Here is a 21,160-nt window from a genome sequence, read left to right on the forward strand (position 1 = left end):
AGGGTATGGATTTAAAAAAAGTTTAAGTATACTATTAAGGAGTAACCATTTGCCCATAAGATTTGGGCAAAAATTGACCAGGAAGGTTTGAATGAAAAAATCTCTGCTTTTATCATGTGCTCTTATTTCATTAAATGCACATGCCTTGGTGGATTATTCAGAAACTGTAAACGAGCCCGCTGATAAATCAGCTGGCAGATCAATTCAAAAAATGTCAAAACCACAAAGTTCAGGATCGGGAAGAAGTCTTTCCTGGAAAGCGGATATGTCGCTTGAAACAAATTATGAATCCCTTGAAGTTGGCGGCAATAAATATGGAGTGATGAACTTCGCCACTCACATTCAAACGCCGGTGGATGTTTATTTTGATGCTTCTTACTGGCACGCTAATGGCGATGAAGGTTCATCAAGCGGTAACCCAAAACTTATTTTAGGATTTAACTGGCTTCGTTTTGGAAACCCAAGCGAAGAAGCAAGAGTCGATATCTATGGTGGAGCGAAACTTTCTTCAAGTTCAAAGCTTGGAAGTTCGCGCACGGATAAAATCATTGGTGCTGAAACAACAAAACGTTTTGGAACATTCGGCCTGGGGATCGGCTATGACGTAACTCTGGTTGGGAAACCAAAAAATTCAGAAGAGCGTGCAATTGGAAATATCAGCCGTCTGACAATCAGCGGAGGATGGATGGTCTCTAATGATATCCAGTTTGAAATTGAAGCAGAGAGTTTTTCCATCGATAAAGCTAAGGACACTAACCGCGCAGCACGCCTGGGCGAGAAAGTGAGTTTTTCAACCCTATCACCCAAAGTCAATCTGGGACTTGCACCGGCCGTTAACCTGGAGCTGGGAGCGAGATTCAGAATGAAAAAAGCAAAAAGCGAAGCTGACCTGATGTCGGCCAAAGTTTTTGACCTTCACGGGGCAAATTCAAACTCTCTTTTTGCGGGACTTAACTTAACAATCTAGTGACAACATTAAAAAAACCTCTTTATTTCTGTAACGAATGCAAAAAAGTAGTGGGTCATCTCGATGACCTGCTCTTTGTTGATGAATACTCCCTTAAAGGCTTCTGTTCTGAAGACTGTATCGAAGACTTTTATTTTCCACTCATTAAATATTATGAAGTGATGGAGAGTTCTCTTCGAAAAAAACTCAATCTCTTGGATGAGGCCATCAATCAAATCGTCGATCAAGAGATGGTGGAAGAAGTTTTGTCCACTCCGGATGAGATTTACCGTCAGAGCAATGAACTACATGAGACTTATTACAATTTTATAAAACACTACTCGCACTCCTCTGTGATTGTAGTCACCAGTGTCTATCGTAAGGAAGCGTCTTTTGTCTTTTTGACAACGAGAACGAGCTCCAAGGCCTTAATTAACGAATTTAGAACTGGAGAAGAAGTGCGCGATTGGTTTTCTTCTTTAAACGAAGAAGAGGTGCCTACGGGCATGATGAGTGTTTCAGAAGAAGAATTTGCGGCCGGAATGGAAGAGGCCGATGCTGACGAAGATATGATCTTCCTGCAGCTTTTAGAAAGCAAAAAATCCAAAGTCCTTGCTGATATTCTGATTAAAAGAAAAGACAACGACATCCCTTTTGAAGACTTTTCAGGCTATGAGTCTTGTTTTCAGGAAACTCTGGATCAACCGGATGAAGTTTTCGAAACCCGCGACAATGAAGGGGATAAACTCTTTCATTACATCAAATCATTTTCGATGGGCACTCGTGCAGATGAGAGCTTTTTCTACATTATTATTTGCCTGAAGAGAAATTCGGATAATGCCACGACAAATGTCTATCCGATTCTGGCACTGCCGACGATTGATATGGAAATGTGTCAAGAATTTAGGACCGGTACAAGATTGACCGGCCCTCTACAAAACTAGAATTGATTAAAAAGATTTTAGAACGTACTGGCCGACAGTTTTGAAGGCCTGGCAGTAGTAAGCGTTGTTGTAGGCTAAAGCGTTCATACAAGTCTTATAGGCATCTAAAGTCATCATCGAACGGTTGTATGGTGATGAGTAGTAGTAGCTCGTGTCCTTAAAGAACATAACAGAGTTAATAAGGGCACTGCTGTACTGAGTGTATTTTACGAAAGTGATTTTCTTAACAGTTTTTGGATCAGAGAATGTCCCGCACATTGGGTTACCAACGTAAATCGAGTTAGATCCACTTGTTGTGTGTGGGATAAAACAAATGCTCACATCCCCAGAACTTCCGACTGGTGGAGTTTTCACTTGCATGTAGAAGCTGTTTTTATCAGTGCTACTTTGGCATAGAGTGTATGAACCAAGGTGCGTGCTTGTCGATTCAAATCCGTTTACACCGTCAGTAGAAAACTTACAGTGAGAGGCATCTGAAGGAATGTTTGTGTTTGTTGTTGTTCCCGTTGTATTGTCTGTTGTTGTGCCACCCAGATCAATACCGCTTCCAGTAGTTGTCCCGTTACCTGTTAGCGAGTTTCCGCTTTGAGATGAAATGATTGATCTTGCAGTCCTAGGTGAGTCACAAGAGGTTGCAAAAATAGTGGTCGCGACTAGCAATACAAGTGTTGGAATGTGTTTTTTCATAAAATTACCTTACCCCAAGAAGGCGTGGGCCTATTAGTTCATTAAACTCTTCGGCTATTATTTTAAATAGTTTAGCCAAAATCGAGGGGGCCCCTAATCTTAATGCCTTAACGAGTCGATAAGGGGTTATGTTAAAAAAGATTATTTACCTGATCATAACACTGGCCCTTTTGGGTGGTGCCGGCGTCCTGGTGGCGATTGCCCCATACCACATCTATACTCTGACGTTGACGGAAGGGGTGAACACGCAGTTTTTACAAATGAAGCCAACCAAAGCTGTGTTTTATGATGGTGAAACAATCGACGTTAAAGTCCCAGAGAGAATGGATGATGAAAGACTGTATCAGAGTGTTCATTTTGGGCATTTTGAAATGCCGATACCGATTAACCATTCGCTCTTTTCTCTAATTCCTATTATTCGTATTGAGGCCGCTGGACCGAGACTTGGAGCGAGTTTTCAAAACTCTAAGAACTCAGAGTTTTTTAGTTTTATGATAGAGAGGCCTTATAAGTTTGAAACAACTTCTGGTGACCAGAAGATTTTTATCCTGCCAATTTTTAAAAATTACATCAATCGCAAAAGCAGTGATGATGTTTGGGCCGATATTTTTAAAAAACAACTTTCGCTTCCATCCAACGATGGGAAAAGTTTTTTTGAATCATTAGTGACTTTGCAAGACGTGAGCTATTACGAGCTGGTCTACAATCTCTATATTCTCTACAACCGCCATTTTGTTTTGCCAGAAGAGACGACAAAGTTTTCTTTTTATCCTGAACAAAATATGGGGATCGTAGAGCTTCCAAGCGATAGCGACAAGATGAAGGTCGAGCGCTTATTTATTATTGAAAAAGGATTGATCTATCCCATTCTTATCAAAACAAAGACCAATGAACTGGCCGCGATGAATTTCAGGACTAAGTTTATCCGCGAAATTAAATACAAGGCCACAAGCACTGATTCGGCCATTCCGATCTATGCCCGTTATAAGCAGATCTCTTACAATCAGCGCCTGGACCAGCAAGGGATGATTTATCTTTATTCGGCATGGTCGCACGATTTGAATAACCGCGATTTCGTTCGTGTTATTATTTTATTTCTTGAGCGCGGAAAACTTAACCTGAAGTACTTAAAACCTTTTTATGAGTTTGCTTACCGCAAATTCGGGTCAACGCTTTCATCGGCCAGTGGTTATTTAAATGAGACGGCGACAGAGGCCTTAAAACGCAAGATGAGTGAAGAGCTCGACAAAGAAGTGAATCAGGAATCAGTTGATGGCAAACCAAAGTTTGAAGGGCAATTCAGCACTCCTGAAGAAAAAATTCAGTTCAATCTTCAGAAGGCCAAAGACAATAAGGTCAATTCAGATGACAGTGATAAAGTGCTCTCGATTGAATAGTTCTATCTAAATTCGAGCCCTGCACCGATAAAAAGACTCACGCCAGTGATGTCTTTGACACCTGGAATGGCATTACCGTTGAGGTCTTTAACCGTGGCCAGGTCAGTGACGCTGTATTTTCGAAGACCCATTCCTGCAAAGGCGTGGTATTTGGACGTCGGGAAAAACACAACACGCGCATTACCTTGAACTCCCCAAATCCATCCGGCCGGCTCTTCTTCGAAGTTGCTCTCGATATTGTATTCCAAATTCACGCCAAGATCGAGTGAGCCGTAGATATCAACAGAGAAAAGTGGATTTTTAAAAATGCTGTAGCCAACTGTTGGCGAAAAAAGCCAGTAACCAAATTTCATATTGCCTGTTGAAACGGCACTGTAATCAGCGGCAGCACCCCAGAAGAAATTTGAAGTCGTCTGGCGGTGGATGAACTGGAGGTTAAACCCAGTCATGACATCTTTTTCAGTATTGTCGTTTGTGAGAAAGAGCTGCTTAATCTCATCTCCAGCGCCGTAGCGGTGAAGGCTAAAGTAAAAAGAGTTATTTTCAGAAAGGCGCTCTTCTGGTTTTTGGATAGTGATATCTACATCGTGCTCTCTTGGTGCCCCGCGCTTGGTATTGTATTCCTCTTCGGTGCCGTCTTCAAAGCGGATGTCTTTAGTTTCAATGTAAGCAATCCTTCCGTAAACCACTAATGGTACGAGGTCGCGGTTCATGCGTCTTGGATTTCCAACAATGATCGCTTTCCCATTGGCAATATACCCAAGGGGTGTCAGCATATTTTCATCGGCGTAGACAATAGCTTTACTGTTGATAACACGGGCCTTATGGGTCGAGCCAGTCAGGACGACTGTGCCGTGGTCATTGATAACAGAATTGTCGGCTGCCATAGTGACGAACGACAAAAGAAGTCCTAAAATAACAGGATAAATTTTAAAATTTAGCATTAAATAAATTATAAGGGGAATCCTTTGAAATTTCCAGGCAAAAGAAAGACGAAGCATTACTTTCCAGTCAATGAATCAGGACGTATTCCTTTTGATCCGGATTTCTCTGAGAGAAGTTCAGTGTACGTTGTGGGCATCGACCAATTAATCGTTGATATCGAGGCCAACGTTAGCTTTGAGTTTTTGGAGAAATACAAGATTCAAAAAGGTGAGTCAGTTGTTTTTGATGATAAAATAGTTGAAGAAATTTATCGAGAATTAAAGGCCAACAAATGCATCGTCGGTGAGTACGCCGGAGGAGCAATTGGAAACACTCTTCACAACTACAGTGTCCTTTCTGATTCGCGCTCAGTGGCCCTGGGAGCGATTTCAAAAAATATTTCTGTAGGTGACTACGCTTTTAAATACATTTGTACGACGAACTCGTTTGTCGATTTCTCTTATTTGAAACCAGTTGACGGGCCAATGGGCAGAGCGCTTTGTCTTTTGACACCTGATCATGAAAGATCATTTTTAATCGGCAAGGGAATCATGAATGAACTCTCGCCTGATTATGTTCCGGAGGAAGTGGTCAAGGGGGCTGCGGCCCTTTTAGTGTCGGCCTACTCACTTCGCGATGAAAACTCATCAATGTTCCAGGCCAATCTAAAGGCCTGTCAGTATGCCAAAGAAAGCAATGTGCCGGTTATTTTATCTCTTGGAACCAGCTCTCTCATTGCGGCCAAAAGAGAGTTCTTCTTAAATTTTATCAGAGAGTATGTTTCTGTCTGTGCAATGAACGAAGAAGAGGCCCATGCTTTGGTCAATGAAAATGACCCGCTTCTTGCCTGTGAAAAAGTCCTGGATTACACCGATATGGTGCTTTTAACAGTAGGCCCAAGAGGGCTTTATATCGCAGCTTATGCCGATGAAGAATATAAGCGTGAAACAAAAGACATGATCCATTCAAAATCGATCGGAGAGTACAACAAGTATGAGTACTCGCGTGCGATTTTAAAGAAAGACTGCAAGCATCCGTTTAAAATTTACACTCACATCAATCCATATATGGGTGGCCCTGGGGTGATTAAGAACACTAACGGCGCCGGAGATGCGGCCCTTTCAGCAGTTCTTCATGATATTGCTTCCAACACATACCACCGTCAGGTGACCCCGAATTCTCCTAAGCACAACACGCGCTACTTGACGTATTCATCAATCCACCAGGTGAGTAAGTACTGCAACCGCGCAAGTTTTGAAGTACTAAAGCAGAATTCACCAAGACTCATCAAAGGTCTGCCAAATAGAGAGGAAAGTTTAGAAGACGCATATTGGGATTTATAATTTTATTGTTAACAAGGATGTTTTAATGAAAAAGTTTCTAACCATCGCTTCTCTTTTAGTAAGCGGCAATGTTTTTGCCGGCATCAACATGGCCTGCGTGACAGAAATTCCTACGACAAGTTTTGTCGCGATGACAGAAGGGGATGAAACAATTATCCGCCTGATTCACCACAACGGACCAAAGTACATGCCGATCTGGGGCAACATCATCACTCCTAACGACCTTCCAAACATTCAAGAAGCTGCCAATGCTCTTTATGACCTGGGAAGTGTACTCGATTTCAAAATGCCAGCGAAAGCTTGTGAGCAATTAGATGGAATGCTGATTAACTGTTTTGGAACTCAGCCAGCAGTTGAAATGGGTGGCCACCAGGTGAGCCTATGGGCCGTTCACACATCTGAAAGTGTAGAAAAAAGTTTTGCCGGAGAGTACGCTTACGTGAAGTCATCACTGGCACTAGACGTTGATGGAAAGACTTTCCACGTGCCGATGAAATACTCAGACTACGAATGTTTCAAGGCAAACTCGGCAAGTGAGTTAAGAGCTCGCTTAAAAAGTAAAAACCTATTCCTTAAGTAATCGCAGACGCTCACTGAGGTTTTGAGTCTTAGTGAGCGATCGCCCCATCACCAGGTAATCAGATCCCGCATTAAAGGCTTCTTTGGGGTCCATGACACGTTTTTGATCCTGCACCTGTGCACCTTCAATTTCATCGCGGAAACGAATTCCAGGAGTCACTGATAAGAGGTGAGGGTAATGTTTTTTAAGGAGTCCCACTTCATGAGGGCTTGAGACAATCCCATCAATCCCGGAATCAGAAGCCGTTTTAAAAAGTCTTAAGAAGGCCTCTTCGGTATTGGTGATGCCGAAGAGGTCGTTTAAATCTTTTGCTTCGAGGCTGGTTAAAAAACTCACGCCTAGGACTTTGCATTGAGGAATGCTCATACGGGCTTCGGCCATCGCTGCCTTTAACATTGCTTCACCACCACTTAAGTGAACAGTGAGAAAATCAATTGGCAGGTTTTTTAGTGATGAAATCGCCTTGGCCACAGTCACTGGAATATCATGCAGCTTTAAATCTAAAAAGATTTTCTTTTTATATTCAAGGCTGATCTTGTGAACTAAGTCCGGGCCGTATTTGACAAAAAGTTCCAGTCCAATTTTAACAAAGGGCAGGTCGTTTTCTTTTTGTCTTAAAAACTGGTCGATCTCATCTAATGACATCTGATCCAGGGCCACAATAATTTTATCCAGTTTACTCACGCGTTCTCCTAAAAATTCATTTCCTGCAGGGCCAGCGGCTTAACCTCTAAGTCATCAGTTCCAATTAAGGCCATGGCCACTGCACGGATATTTTCCGGGCGAGTAAAACATGGGATCGCGTACTGGATGGCCGAGTTTCTGATGTGCTCTCCATCGTTTTGCGATTGCCCCTGGTTTTGAGGAGTGTTGAAAACCATTTTCATGTTTTCATCTTTAAGCGCTTCTAAAATCGTCAGCCCCTTTTCATCAAGCTTCATAACCAGCTCACAAGGGATTCCTTGTTTTTTGATGTACTCACAAGTCCCGCGTGTGGCGATAAACTTGTAGCCGATTTTATGCAGAGACTTTAAGTAAGGAAGAATCAACTCCTTGCTGTTGTCAGCAAGACTCATAAGAATTAATCCTTTCTCTGAAAGTTTTGGATAATTTCCTTGATAAGATTTCAGAATGGCCGTTTCTTTATCGCGGTCAATCCCCATCGTTTCACCAGTTGATCTCATCTTTGGTCCAAGAAGAATATTGTCCTGGACGAAGCGATCGAATGGGAAAGTTGATTGTTTCACTGAGAAGAAACCTGAAAGCGGCTGCTCGATGGTTTCAATTTTTTCTCCCAGCATTGCATCTGTGGCAATTTTTGGCAGAGAAATATTATACGCTTTACTTAAGAAAGGAAGCGTTCTCGATCCTCTTGGGTTCGCTTCGATACAGTAGATTTTTCCATCTTTAATCGCAAACTGGAAGTTGATTGGTCCCACAATTTTTAAAGCATCCGCAAGTGCGTATGAAATTGTTTTTAACTCTTCATAGTTTTTCTGAGTCAGGATAACTGGAGGAGTGATCATTCCCGAATCGCCCGAGTGAACACCGGCGTATTCAATGTGCTCGCACACGGTGAAACAGAAGTTTCCATATTGGTCGCGCACTAAGTCCACATCGTACTCAATCGCATTTTCAAGGTAATTTTCTACCTGGAAAACAGCGGTTGCACTTTGCAGTTGATCTTTAAAAGCTTTTGGCAGCTCGTTTAATTCATCGTGGCCGTAGAAAATGTACATCGATTCACCACCGATAACATAACTTGGACGGATGATGACCGGAAAGCCGATATCTACCATGGCATTTACCAGGTTTTTGTATCCAGAAACTTCGCGGCTTTGAGTTTGCGCAAGTTTTGTTTTTCTCGTCACTTCACCAAAAAGTTTTCTATCTTCTGTCAGCTCCAGAATTTCCCATGTCGGTCCAAGGAAATTAATTTTGAAGAAATCCTGACGGAAGCTCTTTTCAAGATGCTCTCTTAACTGGATTCCCGTCTGTCCTGAAAAAGATGCGATCACTCCGAATGGGTTTTCGTTTTTTAAGATATCAAAGAGGTCTTCAGAGTATAGAGGAGAAAGGTAGAGTCTGTTAGAGCTATCGTAGTCGGTTGAAACCGTTTCAGGGTTTGAGTTAATCATGATTGATTGAATGCCTTTTTCTTTTAAGCGCTCACATGATTTTACACACGAGTAATCAAACTCGATTCCTTGCCCAATTCTATTTGGCCCCGATCCAAGGATAGCTACCGATTTACCTTTTTTACTTAGCGACTCAGCTTCGTTTTCCTCAGCATAAGTAGAATAGAAGTAAGGAGTCTCGGCCAGGAATTCTCCTGAGCATGTATCTACCGCCTTATAAACCGGGAAGATGTTTTGTTTAAAACGGTATTCTAAAATCTCTTTTTGCGATCGGTTCATCATGAAAGCAAGATGCTTGTCTGAGAATCCAATCTTTTTAAGATTTAGGAATTCCTCTCTCTCCATGTTGATGTCTTTATGAACATGAGAGTTCGCCGTGTCGTGCTTTAATGTTTTTTCAGCTTCAACCACCAGGGCCATCTGGTCAATGAACCAAGGTGTGATTTTTGAAAGCGAAAAGATTTCTTCTTTTGTCATGCCAATGCGAAGAGCTTCCAGGACTGTTAGAAGAGAGAGTTCACTAGGCGTTTTTAATCTTAGAGTGATGTACTCGCGAGAAAGTTCAACCGGAACTGTTTTTAGTTGAGATAGTGAAGGGACTTCAAGTCCCATTTCAAGAGCTCTTAAGGCCTTCATGAAAGCTTCGTTGAAACTTCCACCAAGAGCAAGAACTTCTCCCACTGAGCGCATTTGTGGCCCAAGAGTTTGTGAAGAACTTGGGAACTTACTAAATGGGAAAATAGGAATCTTTAGGGCCACGTAATCCAGTGTCGGCTCAAAAGCAACCGGGGACGCTTTTGTGATATCGTTTAAGATTTCTTTTAGTGTGTAGCCGATCGAGAGAAGGGCCGAAATTTTTGCAATCGGGTAGCCGGTTGCTTTTGAAGCAAGGGCCGATGATCTTGAAACTCGCGGGTTCATTTCAATAACTACAATATCATCTTCATTGTCTGGATTGATGGCAAACTGAACGTTGGCCCCACCAGCGACAACTCCCATGTGTTTAGCAATGGTCAGTGTCATGGTACGCAGCTGTTGCATACAACGATCACTAATCGTCATGGCCGGAGCGACAGTGATTGAGTCTCCCGTGTGAACTCCACATGGATCGACGTTTTCAATTGAACAAATGATGACTCCGTTTCTCTCGCAGTCAACCATCACTTCCAGTTCGATTTCTTTTTGGCCAACAAGAGATTTCTCCATTGTGACCGGGAACTTGATATCTGAAGTGAAGACTTCTTTTAGTTCATCCGTGTTCCAAACCAAGGCCGCACCTTTTCCACCAAGAGCGAAGTCGCGTCTGATAATCAGCGGGAATTGTACCACCGATTTGGCCATTTCTAGAGCTTCTGCTTCAGAGTTCGCCGTAAAACGCTTTCCTGTCTGGTAGCCCAGCTTATCTAGTTCGCGGGCAAAGAGTGCTCTGTCTTCTGTTTTTTTGATTGTATCAACATTAGCACCAAGCAGGGCTACGTTATGTTCTTTTAAAAAGTTCTCTTCTTCTAATTCTACGCACAGGTTAAGCGCTGTCTGACCACCCATTGTCGAGAGAACCGCATCGACTTTTTCTTTTAAGATGATTTTTTTGATCGTCTCTTTTGTGATGGGTTCAATATAAGTGCGCGCGCACATTTCCGGGTCAGTCATGATCGTCGCCGGATTTGAGTTGAGAAGAACAACGTCAATACCTTCTTCTTTAAGCGACTTTAAGGCCTGAGTTCCAGAGTAATCAAACTCAGAGGCCTGGCCGATTTTAATCGGGCCTGAACCGATAAGAAGAATTCTCTTATAAAGAGTTGGCTTTTTGATTCTATTCGTAAGCTTATTAAAAGCGTGCAGTCTTTTTGTGTCGATCGGGTATTGATTTTTTTCTTCTAAGAAAGCTTTCACTTCGTGGAAGAACTCATGAGCGTCGTGCGGCCCTGGATTAGCTTCAGGGTGAAACTGTACTGATTTTACAAAGTGATCGCTTGAAGCAATCCCTTCGATTGAGTCATCAAAGAGGGAAGTGTACTGAATGAAAAGCTCTCGCTTAAGCGGGTTTTCCATGCGCATTTTATTAAATGATTCTGTTTCAATCGCGTAACCATGGTTTTGCGACGTGATCACAATTTTGTTTGTAATGTGGTCAATCACCGGGTGGTTGGCCCCACGCTGGCCGAAAGGAAGCTTAATGATTTTAATTCCCAGAGCAAGGGCAATGAGTTGATGCCCAAGACAGATCGCGCGCACGGGAATGTTTAAAGTAAACATCTCGCGGACAACTTCGATTTCTTTGGTGAAGTTTCTTGGGTCCCCCGGACCGTTTGAAAGGAAAATCAGTCGAGGGTTGTATTTTTTTATCGTTGCCAGGTCCGCATTATGAGGCAGACTCACCAGTGGCATTTTTAAGGCCATTAACTGATCAATGATCGCTTGCTTGATCCCGTAATTCATCACCACGATTGGGTTATCTCCCGGGATGTGAACGATTGGCGATGCTTGTGAAACAAGTGGAAGGTCGTCTGTTTTTAATCTTGCCGATTCAAAAACAGATTTCGCTGGAACTTCTTCACTGAAAGTGAGCACCGATTTATGGGATTTTGATTTCCCGCTTGTCAGGTAGCGCACGAGTTTTCTGGTATCAACACCAGAGAAAAGTGGAACCTCGATATTTTCTAAAAAGTGATTATGAGAAAAGTTTCTGGCGATGATGACTGTGGCATGAGTCTTTTTTGACTGCATAACAGTTTCATTGTGTTCGTAATTTCCGATGTGCGCGTTAGTGAAGATAATGTGTTGGCCGAGAAAAGATGGGTCGGTGATGGTTTCTTGATAACCGCTCATTCCTGTAGTGAAAGCGGCCTCTCCCCAAATCCCTTTAACTAGATCCGGGTCTGAGTTCTTACGATTGACGTAGCCTTTAAAAGTCGTGCCGTCCTCAAAATGAAGATAGGCGATAGATTGCTTGAGACTCCTGTTAAAACTTTTCTCCATTAATAATTCCTACGTTCTGATCGTTATTTAAGAGCATGGCCTCGATAATGGCCATTCTCATTGGGATTGAATTTTCAACTTGCAGATAACCTTTATAGAGCGATGACTTAATCAGCGCCTGGTCTAATTCCACACCAATATTGGCCGGGCCCGGGTGTAACACCGGAATTAATTTATTAAGTGACTTGAGAAGCTCTAAGCTTACTCCATAGTTTTCAAGGTAATTGTCGTAGTGAGCGTTGGCCGCTCCTGCGTGTCTTTCTTTCTGGATTCTTAATAGATAGATGAAATCACTTTTTAAAACAGTTTCATTTCTATTAGTTGAAATCTCCACCTGAGCTGGCAGAGTTTTTGGATCAGGAAGATAGTCTTTTGGACCGCTCAAAATCACTTTCATTCCAAACTTTGGAAGAAGTTTAATCAGCGAGTGCCCAACACGCGAGTGAATATTGTCTCCGATGATTGAGATGGTTTTGCCATTTAAATCACCATTAGCAAGATGAATCAGAGTGTAGAGATCTAAAAGTGCTTGAGAAGGATGTTCGTTAATCCCGTCTCCACCGTTAACTAATTTTATAGGAGGTGATTGTCTGAACTCTGAAAGCTGGTGAGAGACACTTGTGCGAAAAACGCAAAGATTCACACCTTGATAGAAAAGAGTCAGGAACGTTTCTTCTAAGCTTTCACCTTTTTTTAAGCTCGATGTCTCCGCATTGAAATCTAAATAAAGCCCGCCTAGTCTTCTGATTGCGACAGCAAATGAATGTTTTGTTCTGGTTGAATTTTCGAGAAAAGAAGTGGCAATGATAGGTTTCGGAGTCGAGGAAAAAGGGGCAATTTCAGGATGGTCTTTAAAGTGCTTTGCACGGGAGAGGAGCACATCGATCTGGGGCCTACTTAGATCGTCTATGCTTTCAAGTAATGAAGGAAATGAAGTCATTTTCTTCCTTGTTAAGTCTTGTTATGCTAGTGCATAAAAAAGAGCTCATTTTTAGATTTGTAATAGTCTATAAAAAAAGTAATCTGTTTGAAAAGAACTTTATTATGAAAAAGATTGACCAAAATAATCAATTACAAATTGAATCACTTCTTAATGAGTGCAAGGGCAATCTGTTTGAATTTCTTGTCGCACAAACACTTTCTCGCCGTTTTAAGAAAGAAGATGTGTTTTTGCTGAATTTACCCCGTGATTTTCGTGGAAGACTGCAGTTTTACGAAGAGACGATTCGTCAATTTGACTCGGAACTCCTAAAGAATCTCCCCCTCTTAGCTGAAAAAGCGGCAAGCGAAATCGAAAATCACCCGATTTTTAAAAATAAATCCCAGTTTAGTTTTACCGTCATTGGAAAAATGGTGGCGACTAATGACAATGAACTTTGGAACGAAACGGATATCGTCGCTTTAGAAGAACTGTCTTCTGGCGAAACTAAAAAGCACTTTATCAGTTTAAAACTTACCAAAGATCACAGTTACACCAATACAAAAAGTGCTGGGATTAAGAGTTTTATTGAAAAGTATTTCGCGCTTTTTGGAAATCACGCCGCCGCTTTTCAAAAAAAGCTCAACGAAGAAGTGGATGAGTCTTTCCATATGATGGGCCACAAGCTCTATTCAATGATTGATCAGGAGTTTAAAGGAAGCTTTGATACGCGTTGGAGTAATGATCATACGGAACTTCCCGGAGAGCTTCCTCCAGAAATGCGCGAAGTGGTTCACGCCAATTATTTCCGCGTTGGAATTAAGGTGCGTGAGTACTTGGGTGAATTATACAAATTAGACCCGCACAAGTTTTACCTGTGCCTTCATGCCCTTTGTGGTTTTGGAAACCAAGATATTATTCAGGTGAGCTGTTTTCACCAAAATAAAGAATTAAAGGATATTCTCATTAAAACTCACTCGGATCTTTTTAGCGGTGATCACAACGAAATCGTCGTTAAGGAACTCTCTCCTGGAGTGGCCTCGTTTGATATTTCCTTTAAAAAATTCGTCTTACAGATTAGAGTTAAACCTATGAACAAATTTACCACAGCAGCCTATAAAATTAACTGCTCAATTAAAATGAAAGGGGACTCCCATGCATAAGGCCCTTTTCCTGGACCGCGACGGCATCGTCAATATTGACAAAGGTTATGTTTATAAATGGGAAGATATCATTTGGATCGAAGAGATTTTCCAGATGATCAAACTTGCCAACGAAAGAGGATACAAAGTGATTGTCCTGACCAATCAATCAGGGATTGACCGTGGAATGTACACGCACGAAGACGTTCATACACTTCACCAGAAGATGCATGCTTTTCTTGCTGGAAAAAATTTAAAGGTTGATGACTGGTTTTATTGTGCCGAAATGGACAGTGAATTAAGAAAGCCTCGCCCAGGGATGTTGATTCTTGCCCGTGATAAACACGATATTGATCTCACTCAATCTTTTATGATCGGCGATAAGCCTTCAGACGTTTTTGAAACAGATGGGAAATTTGTCGGCCCTTCAACGTTATTAGTAGAAGGCAATTACGACTTAAAAGACGCTCACACTAAAGAGCGCGTGAAAGTTTTTAAAGACCACGCCAAAATTCTCGAAGAATTAAAAAAGGTTCTCTAATGAAAGAAACAAAAATCGATATTCATTTTTCACTGCCATTTTCAGCGAAGAAAGTTTTCGATTTTATCGTTCTTCCTGAGAATATGCCTCTATACCAAGGTTATTTCCTGGTTCCAGGAATTAAAAAAGTTGAATCAAGTGACCCTGTCCGCAAAGTTGGGACGATTGATAAGATCACCAATACTGACAATAGCTCTCACGAATCACGCACTGATATTTTAGAGCCAGAAAAAAGGTATTCGCTTACTTTAAGCAATATCAAGATGAATGGGTTTAAGGAAAAACTCGCCAATCCACTGACTGGTTTTAAAGAAGACTGGATTTTTCATGCTGATGGAAACCATGTTCATATTGATAGAACGTTGGTGATTTTTCACAAGGAAGGTCTGGTGAATGAGCTGATGGTGAAGTGGGTGATTTATCCGCAGATGGTGATGTCGCTTCATAGACATCATAAAAATTTGGAACAAAGACTCGCCCATATTTAATTCATCATTTCAAAGAGCATCAATCATACTGGATCGATATGCTTTTAGGTCTTGCTATCTGGATTTGGTTGATCACTCTTCTTTCGTATTAATCTTTTTCCATTCTCGAGCGCTGCGTCTTCTAAAAAGTGTGACCAAGGTCATGGTCTTCTTAGTGATAATATGAGCTAATTTAAAATTAAGGACCATTATACTTACACTAAGGAATGACCCATGAAAGGCACTTTAATTTTAGCACTGTTGTTTTTAAGCACATCGTTTGCCCAGGCCTCAGCTGAACTCTCAAAAGAAGATGAAACCAAGATCCAGGCCAAGGCCGTGATGGGAGGGGTTTATGAGACTTTTATTAAGGTCATCCCTTACGTTTATTCAGATGAAGAGTCATTGCTTGTCTTGAAAAAAGACCCTAAGGCCAAAGAAGAATTATTAAAAAACTTAGGCGATCTTTCAACCTTTTTTAAAAGTGCTCGCCACGTAGAGTATTTCCAAAGGCCAGGCTTTCGTCCAAGTTTAGATACGATGAATGATCATCTTGCTGATACGATTAACTCTGTTAATAGCAACAACTTTCTTTTTGCTCAAAAACGTCTATCTGCTCTGACTTCTCTGTGCATTTCATGCCACTCGCAGCTTTCTCCTAAAGGGCAGGAGAATGCTTTTAGTGCGCTTATTAATAAGTCTAAAAGAGAAGATTTTAAGAGCGATTACGACTACGGGAACTATCTTTATTTAATTAGAAATTTTAATGAGTCAGAAAAATTCCTGAATCTTGCTACTGAAAGAGCGCTTAAGGAATCCAGAAGTCATGAGCTTTACTCATCTCTAAGAAGAATGATTTCAATGTATACGAAGATTTCTTTTGATTACGAAAAGGCCAAGAGTTTTACCGGCAAATATAAGTCGGATGAAAGGATGCCAAAGCTTGCTAAAGAGATGGTGACTTCATGGGACGCAGGGCTAGAGGAGTGGAAAACATTTAAGCCTAGTGAAGTTAAGAGTATCGATAAATTCATTAAGACTTATCTTTCTCCTTTAGAAGAAGTTAAAGAGCTGGCCGGAGAAGGAAAAAATGATATCACGCTGCTGGTAGCTTCCGGAGTTCTTTCAAAATACTTGAATGACCACCCAAAGACAAAAAACACTCCTGAAATTCTCTACTGGATTTCAGTGGCAGAAAGAAGACTGAGCAATACTTATTTTTTCACTATCAGTGATTTGTACTTAAAAGATTGTGTGAAGTTGTATTCAAAATCTCCTTTTGCCAGAAAGTGCTACAACCTTTACGAAAGTAATATTGAAAGCGCCTTTTCGGGCTCAGGAGGGATGGACATTCCACCTTCAGAGAAAAATGAACTGGTGAGGCTGAGAGGTCTTTTAAAATAATTAAATGAAAGGCCCAGGTAAAACCCTGGGCCTTTTTTTGTCCATTCCTTAACCTATGTCAAAAGTTTAGACAGTCCCGAACCCCTAATCCCCCGATATCAAACCCTAGAATCTGGCATCCTTTCTGCACATTACCCAGTGATCATTATTCATTGGAGTTTCTATGAAAAAGACGCTTTTTAGCTTTCTTTTCCTTAACCTGACCCTTCTGGGAAGTGCTTACGCTCACGACTTAAGTCTTAAGTACGCGGCCGACACAAAGGAATCGGATAAAAAAGTCTTAGAAGAGACGATGGAAGAAGTCGCAGAATACCTGCCTCCGAAGATGAAAGAATTGATGCCTAAAAACATCGAAATTAAAGTGGCCGCACTTTCTAATCACAAATTCATTCCGGATGAAGTGTGCTCAACAAGCGCTCACGCAGCTGAAACTAAAAAAGATGATAATAATAATAAGAAGAAAGAAAAACCTTTTATCTATGGCCAATACGACAGCTATAGAAACATCCTGACGATCAATGCACCCGTTTTACTGGAGTTACAAAAAGGCCGCGATAATTCAAAACGTATCAACTGTCAGCATAAATCATTATATGACCAGGCCGTTGCGACTTTAATTCACGAATTCACTCATTCATACGACTTAAACAATGGACGCATTTCAAACTCAATGGAATACATCCGTCGCGCAGGCTTTAAAAAAGGTCTTCTAAAGATTAAAAATAAGAACGTAGAGGCAATGAGATCGGCCGATGCCTACGAGCTGGTAAATATTGCTGAATCATTTGCTGTTAACATGGAATACTTCACTATGGACCCGGAGTTCATGTGTAGAAAACCATCAATGTTTGAATACTTCAAAAAACAATTTGGAATCGATCCATACCCAAATAGAAATTGTAACATCAATAAGACGGTGATGATGACGACAATGAACGGTTTCATCCCGACAGCACTTGATGCAAGCAGAGTCTACCGCATTGATTACCTTCTTGCTTCAGCAGGAAAAGGGCTTCAAAGTGGATTTGGTCACTCGATGTTTAGAATTGTCGTGTGTGCTCCTGAGCGCTTTGACCCGATCACTAACCGTGTGGTTCCGGCAACTCCATTTGGAAAAAAATGTTTAGATGATAAGCTATATCACATCGTTGTAAGTTATAGAGCAAACGTTGAAGATGCAACCCTGAACTACCTAAAAGGTTTAACAGGTGGATACCCTTCAATGCTCTTTATCCTGAACTTTAGTGACGTGCTTGATGAGTACAACCGCGATGAGCTTCGCGATGTTATCTCATACCCACTTAACTTGACGGCAAAAGAGCGCGAAGAATTCGTCAACCGTGTAAGAGAAGAACATTGGAACTATAGAGGATCGTATAAGTTTATCAACGCTAACTGTGCGACAGAAAGTTATGACCTTTTAAAGTCAGCTCTTGATCGCTCACAACTAGACTCTAAGTCTTCAATCAGCCCAAATGGGGTTTTAGAAGACCTTGACCAGTTGAACTTCACATCTATGAAGAGCAATGAAGTTGAAACTTATAAAGCAAAAACAGAACAGATTATTTTAGCTTACAATAAAGCTTACGGATTTAAATTAAAGAGCAGCGAGAAATCAAACAAGTCAGCTGTTCAGAAATTTATGGATGAGAGTACAGCAGATGAAAGAATGGCGGCATTCCAGAAGTTTAAGAAAACAAAACTTCCAACGTCTGACTTAAATGCTGAAGTGAACCTTTTAAAAGAAAGACTGGTTCAAGCTTCATCTTTCTCGGTAATGGAGCAACAAATTCTAAGAACACTGGCACTTAAGTACAGAAAACAAGCGGCCGATATGTTCATGAATACAAAAGATGAAAAAATTAAGGAAATGGTAAAAGAAACAGGAGCGGCCTTTGCTCAGACATTCTCTGATCTTTCAAAAGAAGGTTACGGGATTCCGTTTGATACAGAGATGGTGACAAGAGAAGACCTGGCAGGAAAAGCGGAAGCTTCAACTGAGGCGCTGGCAAAAGCTGAAGCGGTTTTAAGAGATATCATGCCAAACGAGTTTGCGACATTGGAAAAGATCAATGCCAACGTAAAGACTTATAACACTGAATCTCTAGTGGTAAGAAAAGAGTTCAGAACAAAGCTGGATCAGTATGTAAACCAAGTTCTAAAAAACCTGGCACGCAACGACTTTACGAGAGAGACAATGGTTAAGGCAGCAGAAGGTGATAAAGAGAGCTTAACAAAAGTCAGGGAGCTGATTGGAAAAGACCTGGTGACTGATAAAGAAATTCTCGATGTGAAACTAAGAAAACTAATTCAAGAACTAGTATAAAAAAAGGGCCGGTAAAACCGGCCCTTTTTATTTTCTTCTATTTTGTAAGGATCAATTGGCTTGCTTCAATTAAAAGATCTACTGACTCATCAACTGAAAGTGTTTCATCCAAAGATTTAAGTGCTTCGATTTTGTTTTCCAGGTACACGCTGATTGAACCTGTCTGACTGTACTCTTGAACTTCCATCAAGATTTTTTGTGCTTCTCTTTTTTGTGACTCAGAAGTTGAAATTGAAGCAGCTTCAGATGTTGCTACTGTGACTGCAGTTGATAAAATAATCTCTGCAGCCGTAATGGCCGTCACTTGAGAAGTAGCATCAAAGGCAAAAGAAGCCTGAGACATTGCAGCGATTGATAAAGCGACCATAAGTTTTTTCATAACATACCCCTCAAAATGACATTTTCGTGAAGCTTATTTATCACAGGATGGACCCCATCAGTCATGGGCCTTGTAAAAATTATCTAAATACCAAAAAAAACAAAAAACCAGCTCATCATTTCGCCTCTTTTCTGGTATTTAAGGGCCATGGAAGAAAAGGCAAAACCCACACCTCCGCGCTGGGCGAAGATATTTAATATTATAGGAAAAGTGTTTATTGCACTTTGGGTCCTGGCCATTATTTATATAGGCTATCTCGTGTCTCCTTTTGTCGGAGCGATGTATTCCATTACCAAGATCCCAAGCTCGTATTTTGAAATTAAGGTCGATAAAGAAAACCATCGCGCGATTTATAAACAAGTGACCACCATGCCAGGGGACTGGGTGCCACTTGATAAAATTTCGAAACGTCTGCGAGGAGCGATTATTTCAAGTGAAGACGGGAAGTTTTACACTCACCCAGGTTATGACATAGAAGAGCTCCAGGACGCGATCAATGATGGTGTGGTGAAGAAAAAGAAAAAAGTTCGTGGCGCTTCAACGATCACCCAGCAATTGATTAAGAATCTTTATTTTCAAAGTGACCGCAGTGTCTGGAGAAAAGTCAAAGAGATGGCCCTCACTTTATGGATTGAAGACCACGTGGAAAAAGATAAAATCCTTGAGACTTATCTCAATGTGATTGAGTACGGTGAAAATCTCTATGGGATTAAAGACGCAGCAAAATTTTATTTTAATAAAGAACCAGCAAAACTTACGGCCAGAGAGAGTGCATTTTTAGCAATGCTTTTGCCAAGCCCTAAGCGCTACGCTCAATCATTTAGAAAAAAACAACTGACTTCATTTGCCAACAGGATTATCCAGTCTGTGCTTTTTAAAATGCTTCAGGGTGGATATATCGGAATTGAAGAGTACTACGACAATTTAGACAGTCGTTTTACGTGGGAGAAACATGCACAACCAGAACCAAACGAACCAATCGTCATCGATCCAAACCAACTCGAGCCCGAAGCTTCGAGTGATGATCTCGGAAACCTTTGATCCGTGGTTTAACCTGGCAACGGAAGACTGGATCTTCCGTGATATGGACCCGGAAACCAAAGTGCTTTTCCTTTGGAGAAACGACAAGACTGTTGTTATCGGGCGTTTTCAAAACCCGTGGACAGAATGTAATACGCAAAAGATGGAAGAAAACGGAATTAAACTCGCTCGCCGTCAAAGTGGTGGTGGGGCCGTCTTCCACGATCTGGGAAATACCAACTTCACATTTTTATCGAGCAAAGCGACTTTTGATAAGGCCGCCAATAATAAAATTATCACGCGCGCTCTAGGCTCTTTTGGTTTAGAGGCCTTTCCATCAGGGCGAAACGACATCCTGGTCAACACCGCTGACGGGGAAAAGAAAATCTCAGGAAGCGCGTTTAAAGAGACAAAAGACCGCTCATTTCACCATGGGACACTGCTTATCAACGCCGATATGACTCAGCTTGGGTTGTACTTAAACCCGAACGTAAAAAAGCTTCAGTCAAAAGGAATCACTTCGGTGCGTGCACGTGTGGTGAATTTACAGGAACTAAACGCTGAAGTGACTCACGATGCTCTTTGTAAAAAAATCATTGAAGAGTTTTTCGATCATTACCAGACCACGGCCCCCATTGAAATCCTGGACCACGAATACCTAAAAAATATCCCGGCGCTAAACGAGCACTTCCAGAAAATGAGTGACTGGAACTGGCGTTTTGGGGAGGCCCCACAATTTAACCATCAAATGTCCGAGCGTTTTGATTGGGGATTGGTGGATGTTCACCTTGATGTGCACAAAGCGATAGTGGAAAAGGCGCAGATTTTTTCGGATTCACTTCACCCAGAAATGATCGAACAACTTATGGCCTCTTTAACGAAGATTCCTTATACTAAGGAAGCTTTCCAGACAGCGATTAGAAAAGTGGCGGTGGATCTTCCGATGATTGGGGATTACCTGCAGGAATTTGAAAGCTGGATTGCAAAAGAGATTAGCTAAAACCAAAAACATTTTTCGATTTAC

18 protein-coding genes are annotated in these 21,160 nt (G+C 41.4%); 12 read left to right on the forward strand and 6 right to left on the reverse strand.

Annotation, left to right across the window (positions count from 1 at the left end):
- Window positions 1-91: 91 nt before the first annotated feature.
- Both C0V70_RS08840 and C0V70_RS08845 read left to right on the forward strand, forming a co-directional pair.
- Window positions 92-967, forward strand: a complete 876-nt coding sequence (locus C0V70_RS08840) for a hypothetical protein (protein WP_102243500.1) — start codon at window positions 92-94, stop codon at window positions 965-967.
- Entirely contained in the window at window positions 967-1,890 is a 924-nt protein-coding gene (locus C0V70_RS08845) for a hypothetical protein (RefSeq protein WP_102243501.1), read from the forward strand. The genes C0V70_RS08840 and C0V70_RS08845 overlap by 1 nt, the downstream gene beginning before the upstream one ends.
- Window positions 1,891-1,896: 6 nt before the next feature.
- Here the strand turns inward: C0V70_RS08845 and C0V70_RS08850 are convergent, their stop codons facing one another.
- On the reverse strand, window positions 1,897-2,577 hold the full coding sequence (locus tag C0V70_RS08850; RefSeq protein WP_102243502.1) for a hypothetical protein: 681 nt from the start codon (window positions 2,575-2,577) through the stop codon (window positions 1,897-1,899).
- Window positions 2,578-2,705: 128 nt separating this feature from the next.
- Between C0V70_RS08850 and C0V70_RS08855 the strand changes: the two genes are divergently transcribed.
- On the forward strand, window positions 2,706-3,974 hold the full coding sequence (locus tag C0V70_RS08855; RefSeq protein WP_102243503.1) for a hypothetical protein: 1,269 nt from the start codon (window positions 2,706-2,708) through the stop codon (window positions 3,972-3,974).
- Between the two features lie 2 nt (window positions 3,975-3,976).
- On the opposite strand, the gene C0V70_RS08860 is transcribed toward C0V70_RS08855, so the two are convergent.
- Complete coding sequence (locus C0V70_RS08860; protein ID WP_133566739.1) at window positions 3,977-4,918, reverse strand: hypothetical protein; 942 nt, start codon at window positions 4,916-4,918, stop codon at window positions 3,977-3,979.
- A 24-nt stretch (window positions 4,919-4,942) separates the two neighbouring features.
- On the opposite strand from C0V70_RS08860, the gene C0V70_RS08865 reads away from it, so the two are divergent.
- Both C0V70_RS08865 and C0V70_RS08870 read left to right on the forward strand, forming a co-directional pair.
- On the forward strand, window positions 4,943-6,241 hold the full coding sequence (locus C0V70_RS08865; RefSeq protein ID WP_102243505.1) for an inosine/guanosine kinase: 1,299 nt from the start codon (window positions 4,943-4,945) through the stop codon (window positions 6,239-6,241).
- A 25-nt stretch (window positions 6,242-6,266) separates the two neighbouring features.
- Entirely contained in the window at window positions 6,267-6,821 is a 555-nt protein-coding gene (locus tag C0V70_RS08870; protein ID WP_102243506.1) for a hypothetical protein, read from the forward strand.
- On the opposite strand, the gene pyrF is transcribed toward C0V70_RS08870, so the two are convergent.
- From pyrF to C0V70_RS08885, 3 genes are read right to left on the reverse strand one after another with little or no spacing between them, the layout of a single operon-like run.
- A complete protein-coding gene (pyrF, locus tag C0V70_RS08875) occupies window positions 6,807-7,505 on the reverse strand; it encodes an orotidine-5'-phosphate decarboxylase (protein WP_102243507.1) in 699 nt (232 codons plus the stop codon). The genes C0V70_RS08870 and pyrF overlap by 15 nt on opposite strands.
- 8 nt (window positions 7,506-7,513) lie before the next feature.
- Complete coding sequence (gene carB / locus C0V70_RS08880; protein ID WP_102243508.1) at window positions 7,514-11,938, reverse strand: carbamoyl-phosphate synthase large subunit; 4,425 nt, start codon at window positions 11,936-11,938, stop codon at window positions 7,514-7,516.
- Window positions 11,922-12,878: an aspartate/ornithine carbamoyltransferase family protein gene (locus C0V70_RS08885; RefSeq protein ID WP_102243509.1), complete on the reverse strand. Its 957-nt coding sequence runs from the start codon at window positions 12,876-12,878 to the stop codon at window positions 11,922-11,924. Before C0V70_RS08885 ends, carB begins: the two co-directional genes overlap by 17 nt.
- Before the next feature lie 104 nt (window positions 12,879-12,982).
- On the opposite strand from C0V70_RS08885, the gene C0V70_RS08890 reads away from it, so the two are divergent.
- From C0V70_RS08890 to C0V70_RS08910, 5 genes are all read left to right on the forward strand, one after another.
- A complete protein-coding gene (locus C0V70_RS08890) occupies window positions 12,983-14,020 on the forward strand; it encodes a hypothetical protein (protein WP_133566740.1) in 1,038 nt (345 codons plus the stop codon).
- Window positions 14,013-14,540 (forward strand): D-glycero-alpha-D-manno-heptose-1,7-bisphosphate 7-phosphatase, encoded by a 528-nt coding sequence (locus C0V70_RS08895; protein ID WP_102243511.1) that lies wholly within the window; start codon window positions 14,013-14,015, stop codon window positions 14,538-14,540. The genes C0V70_RS08890 and C0V70_RS08895 overlap by 8 nt, the downstream gene beginning before the upstream one ends.
- Window positions 14,540-15,028 carry an SRPBCC family protein gene (locus C0V70_RS08900; protein WP_102243512.1) on the forward strand — a complete coding sequence of 163 codons (489 nt, stop codon included), beginning with the start codon at window positions 14,540-14,542 and terminating at the stop codon, window positions 15,026-15,028. The genes C0V70_RS08895 and C0V70_RS08900 overlap by 1 nt, the downstream gene beginning before the upstream one ends.
- 213 nt (window positions 15,029-15,241) lie before the next feature.
- Window positions 15,242-16,411, forward strand: a complete 1,170-nt coding sequence (locus C0V70_RS08905) for a hypothetical protein (protein ID WP_102243513.1) — start codon at window positions 15,242-15,244, stop codon at window positions 16,409-16,411.
- Between the two features lie 163 nt (window positions 16,412-16,574).
- Entirely contained in the window at window positions 16,575-18,737 is a 2,163-nt protein-coding gene (locus C0V70_RS08910; protein WP_102243514.1) for a DUF7844 domain-containing protein, read from the forward strand.
- 37 nt (window positions 18,738-18,774) lie between these two features.
- On the opposite strand, the gene C0V70_RS08915 is transcribed toward C0V70_RS08910, so the two are convergent.
- Complete coding sequence (locus C0V70_RS08915; protein WP_102243515.1) at window positions 18,775-19,116, reverse strand: hypothetical protein; 342 nt, start codon at window positions 19,114-19,116, stop codon at window positions 18,775-18,777.
- Window positions 19,117-19,326: 210 nt separating this feature from the next.
- Here C0V70_RS08915 and C0V70_RS08920 point away from each other — a divergent pair, with 210 nt between their 5' ends.
- Both C0V70_RS08920 and lplA read left to right on the forward strand, forming a co-directional pair.
- Window positions 19,327-20,157 (forward strand): biosynthetic peptidoglycan transglycosylase, encoded by an 831-nt coding sequence (locus C0V70_RS08920; protein WP_158649624.1) that lies wholly within the window; start codon window positions 19,327-19,329, stop codon window positions 20,155-20,157.
- Complete coding sequence (lplA, locus tag C0V70_RS08925) at window positions 20,069-21,136, forward strand: lipoate--protein ligase (RefSeq protein ID WP_102243516.1); 1,068 nt, start codon at window positions 20,069-20,071, stop codon at window positions 21,134-21,136. The genes C0V70_RS08920 and lplA overlap by 89 nt, the downstream gene beginning before the upstream one ends.
- Window positions 21,137-21,160 lie beyond the last annotated feature (24 nt).

Origin of the sequence: Bacteriovorax stolpii (genome assembly GCF_002872415.1) — a bacterium.
Lineage (GTDB): Bacteria > Bdellovibrionota > Bacteriovoracia > Bacteriovoracales > Bacteriovoracaceae > Bacteriovorax > Bacteriovorax stolpii.

Bases quoted from the DNA above. Each gene is read 5' to 3' on its own strand.
- C0V70_RS08895 (WP_102243511.1), top strand. From the start codon at position 14,013: ATGCATAAGGCCCTTTTCCTGGACCGCGACGGCATCGTCAATATTGAC.
- C0V70_RS08850 (WP_102243502.1), bottom strand. From the start codon at position 2,577: ATGAAAAAACACATTCCAACACTTGTATTGCTAGTCGCGACCACTATT.
- C0V70_RS08870 (WP_102243506.1), top strand. From the start codon at position 6,267: ATGAAAAAGTTTCTAACCATCGCTTCTCTTTTAGTAAGCGGCAATGTT.
- C0V70_RS08885 (WP_102243509.1), bottom strand. From the start codon at position 12,878: ATGACTTCATTTCCTTCATTACTTGAAAGCATAGACGATCTAAGTAGG.
- C0V70_RS08900 (WP_102243512.1), top strand. From the start codon at position 14,540: ATGAAAGAAACAAAAATCGATATTCATTTTTCACTGCCATTTTCAGCG.
- C0V70_RS08905 (WP_102243513.1), top strand. From the start codon at position 15,242: ATGAAAGGCACTTTAATTTTAGCACTGTTGTTTTTAAGCACATCGTTT.
- C0V70_RS08840 (WP_102243500.1), top strand. From the start codon at position 92: ATGAAAAAATCTCTGCTTTTATCATGTGCTCTTATTTCATTAAATGCA.
- C0V70_RS08890 (WP_133566740.1), top strand. From the start codon at position 12,983: ATGAAAAAGATTGACCAAAATAATCAATTACAAATTGAATCACTTCTT.
- C0V70_RS08855 (WP_102243503.1), top strand. From the start codon at position 2,706: ATGTTAAAAAAGATTATTTACCTGATCATAACACTGGCCCTTTTGGGT.
- carB (WP_102243508.1), bottom strand. From the start codon at position 11,938: ATGGAGAAAAGTTTTAACAGGAGTCTCAAGCAATCTATCGCCTATCTT.
- C0V70_RS08910 (WP_102243514.1), top strand. From the start codon at position 16,575: ATGAAAAAGACGCTTTTTAGCTTTCTTTTCCTTAACCTGACCCTTCTG.
- lplA (WP_102243516.1), top strand. From the start codon at position 20,069: ATGCACAACCAGAACCAAACGAACCAATCGTCATCGATCCAAACCAAC.
- C0V70_RS08860 (WP_133566739.1), bottom strand. From the start codon at position 4,918: ATGCTAAATTTTAAAATTTATCCTGTTATTTTAGGACTTCTTTTGTCG.
- C0V70_RS08915 (WP_102243515.1), bottom strand. From the start codon at position 19,116: ATGAAAAAACTTATGGTCGCTTTATCAATCGCTGCAATGTCTCAGGCT.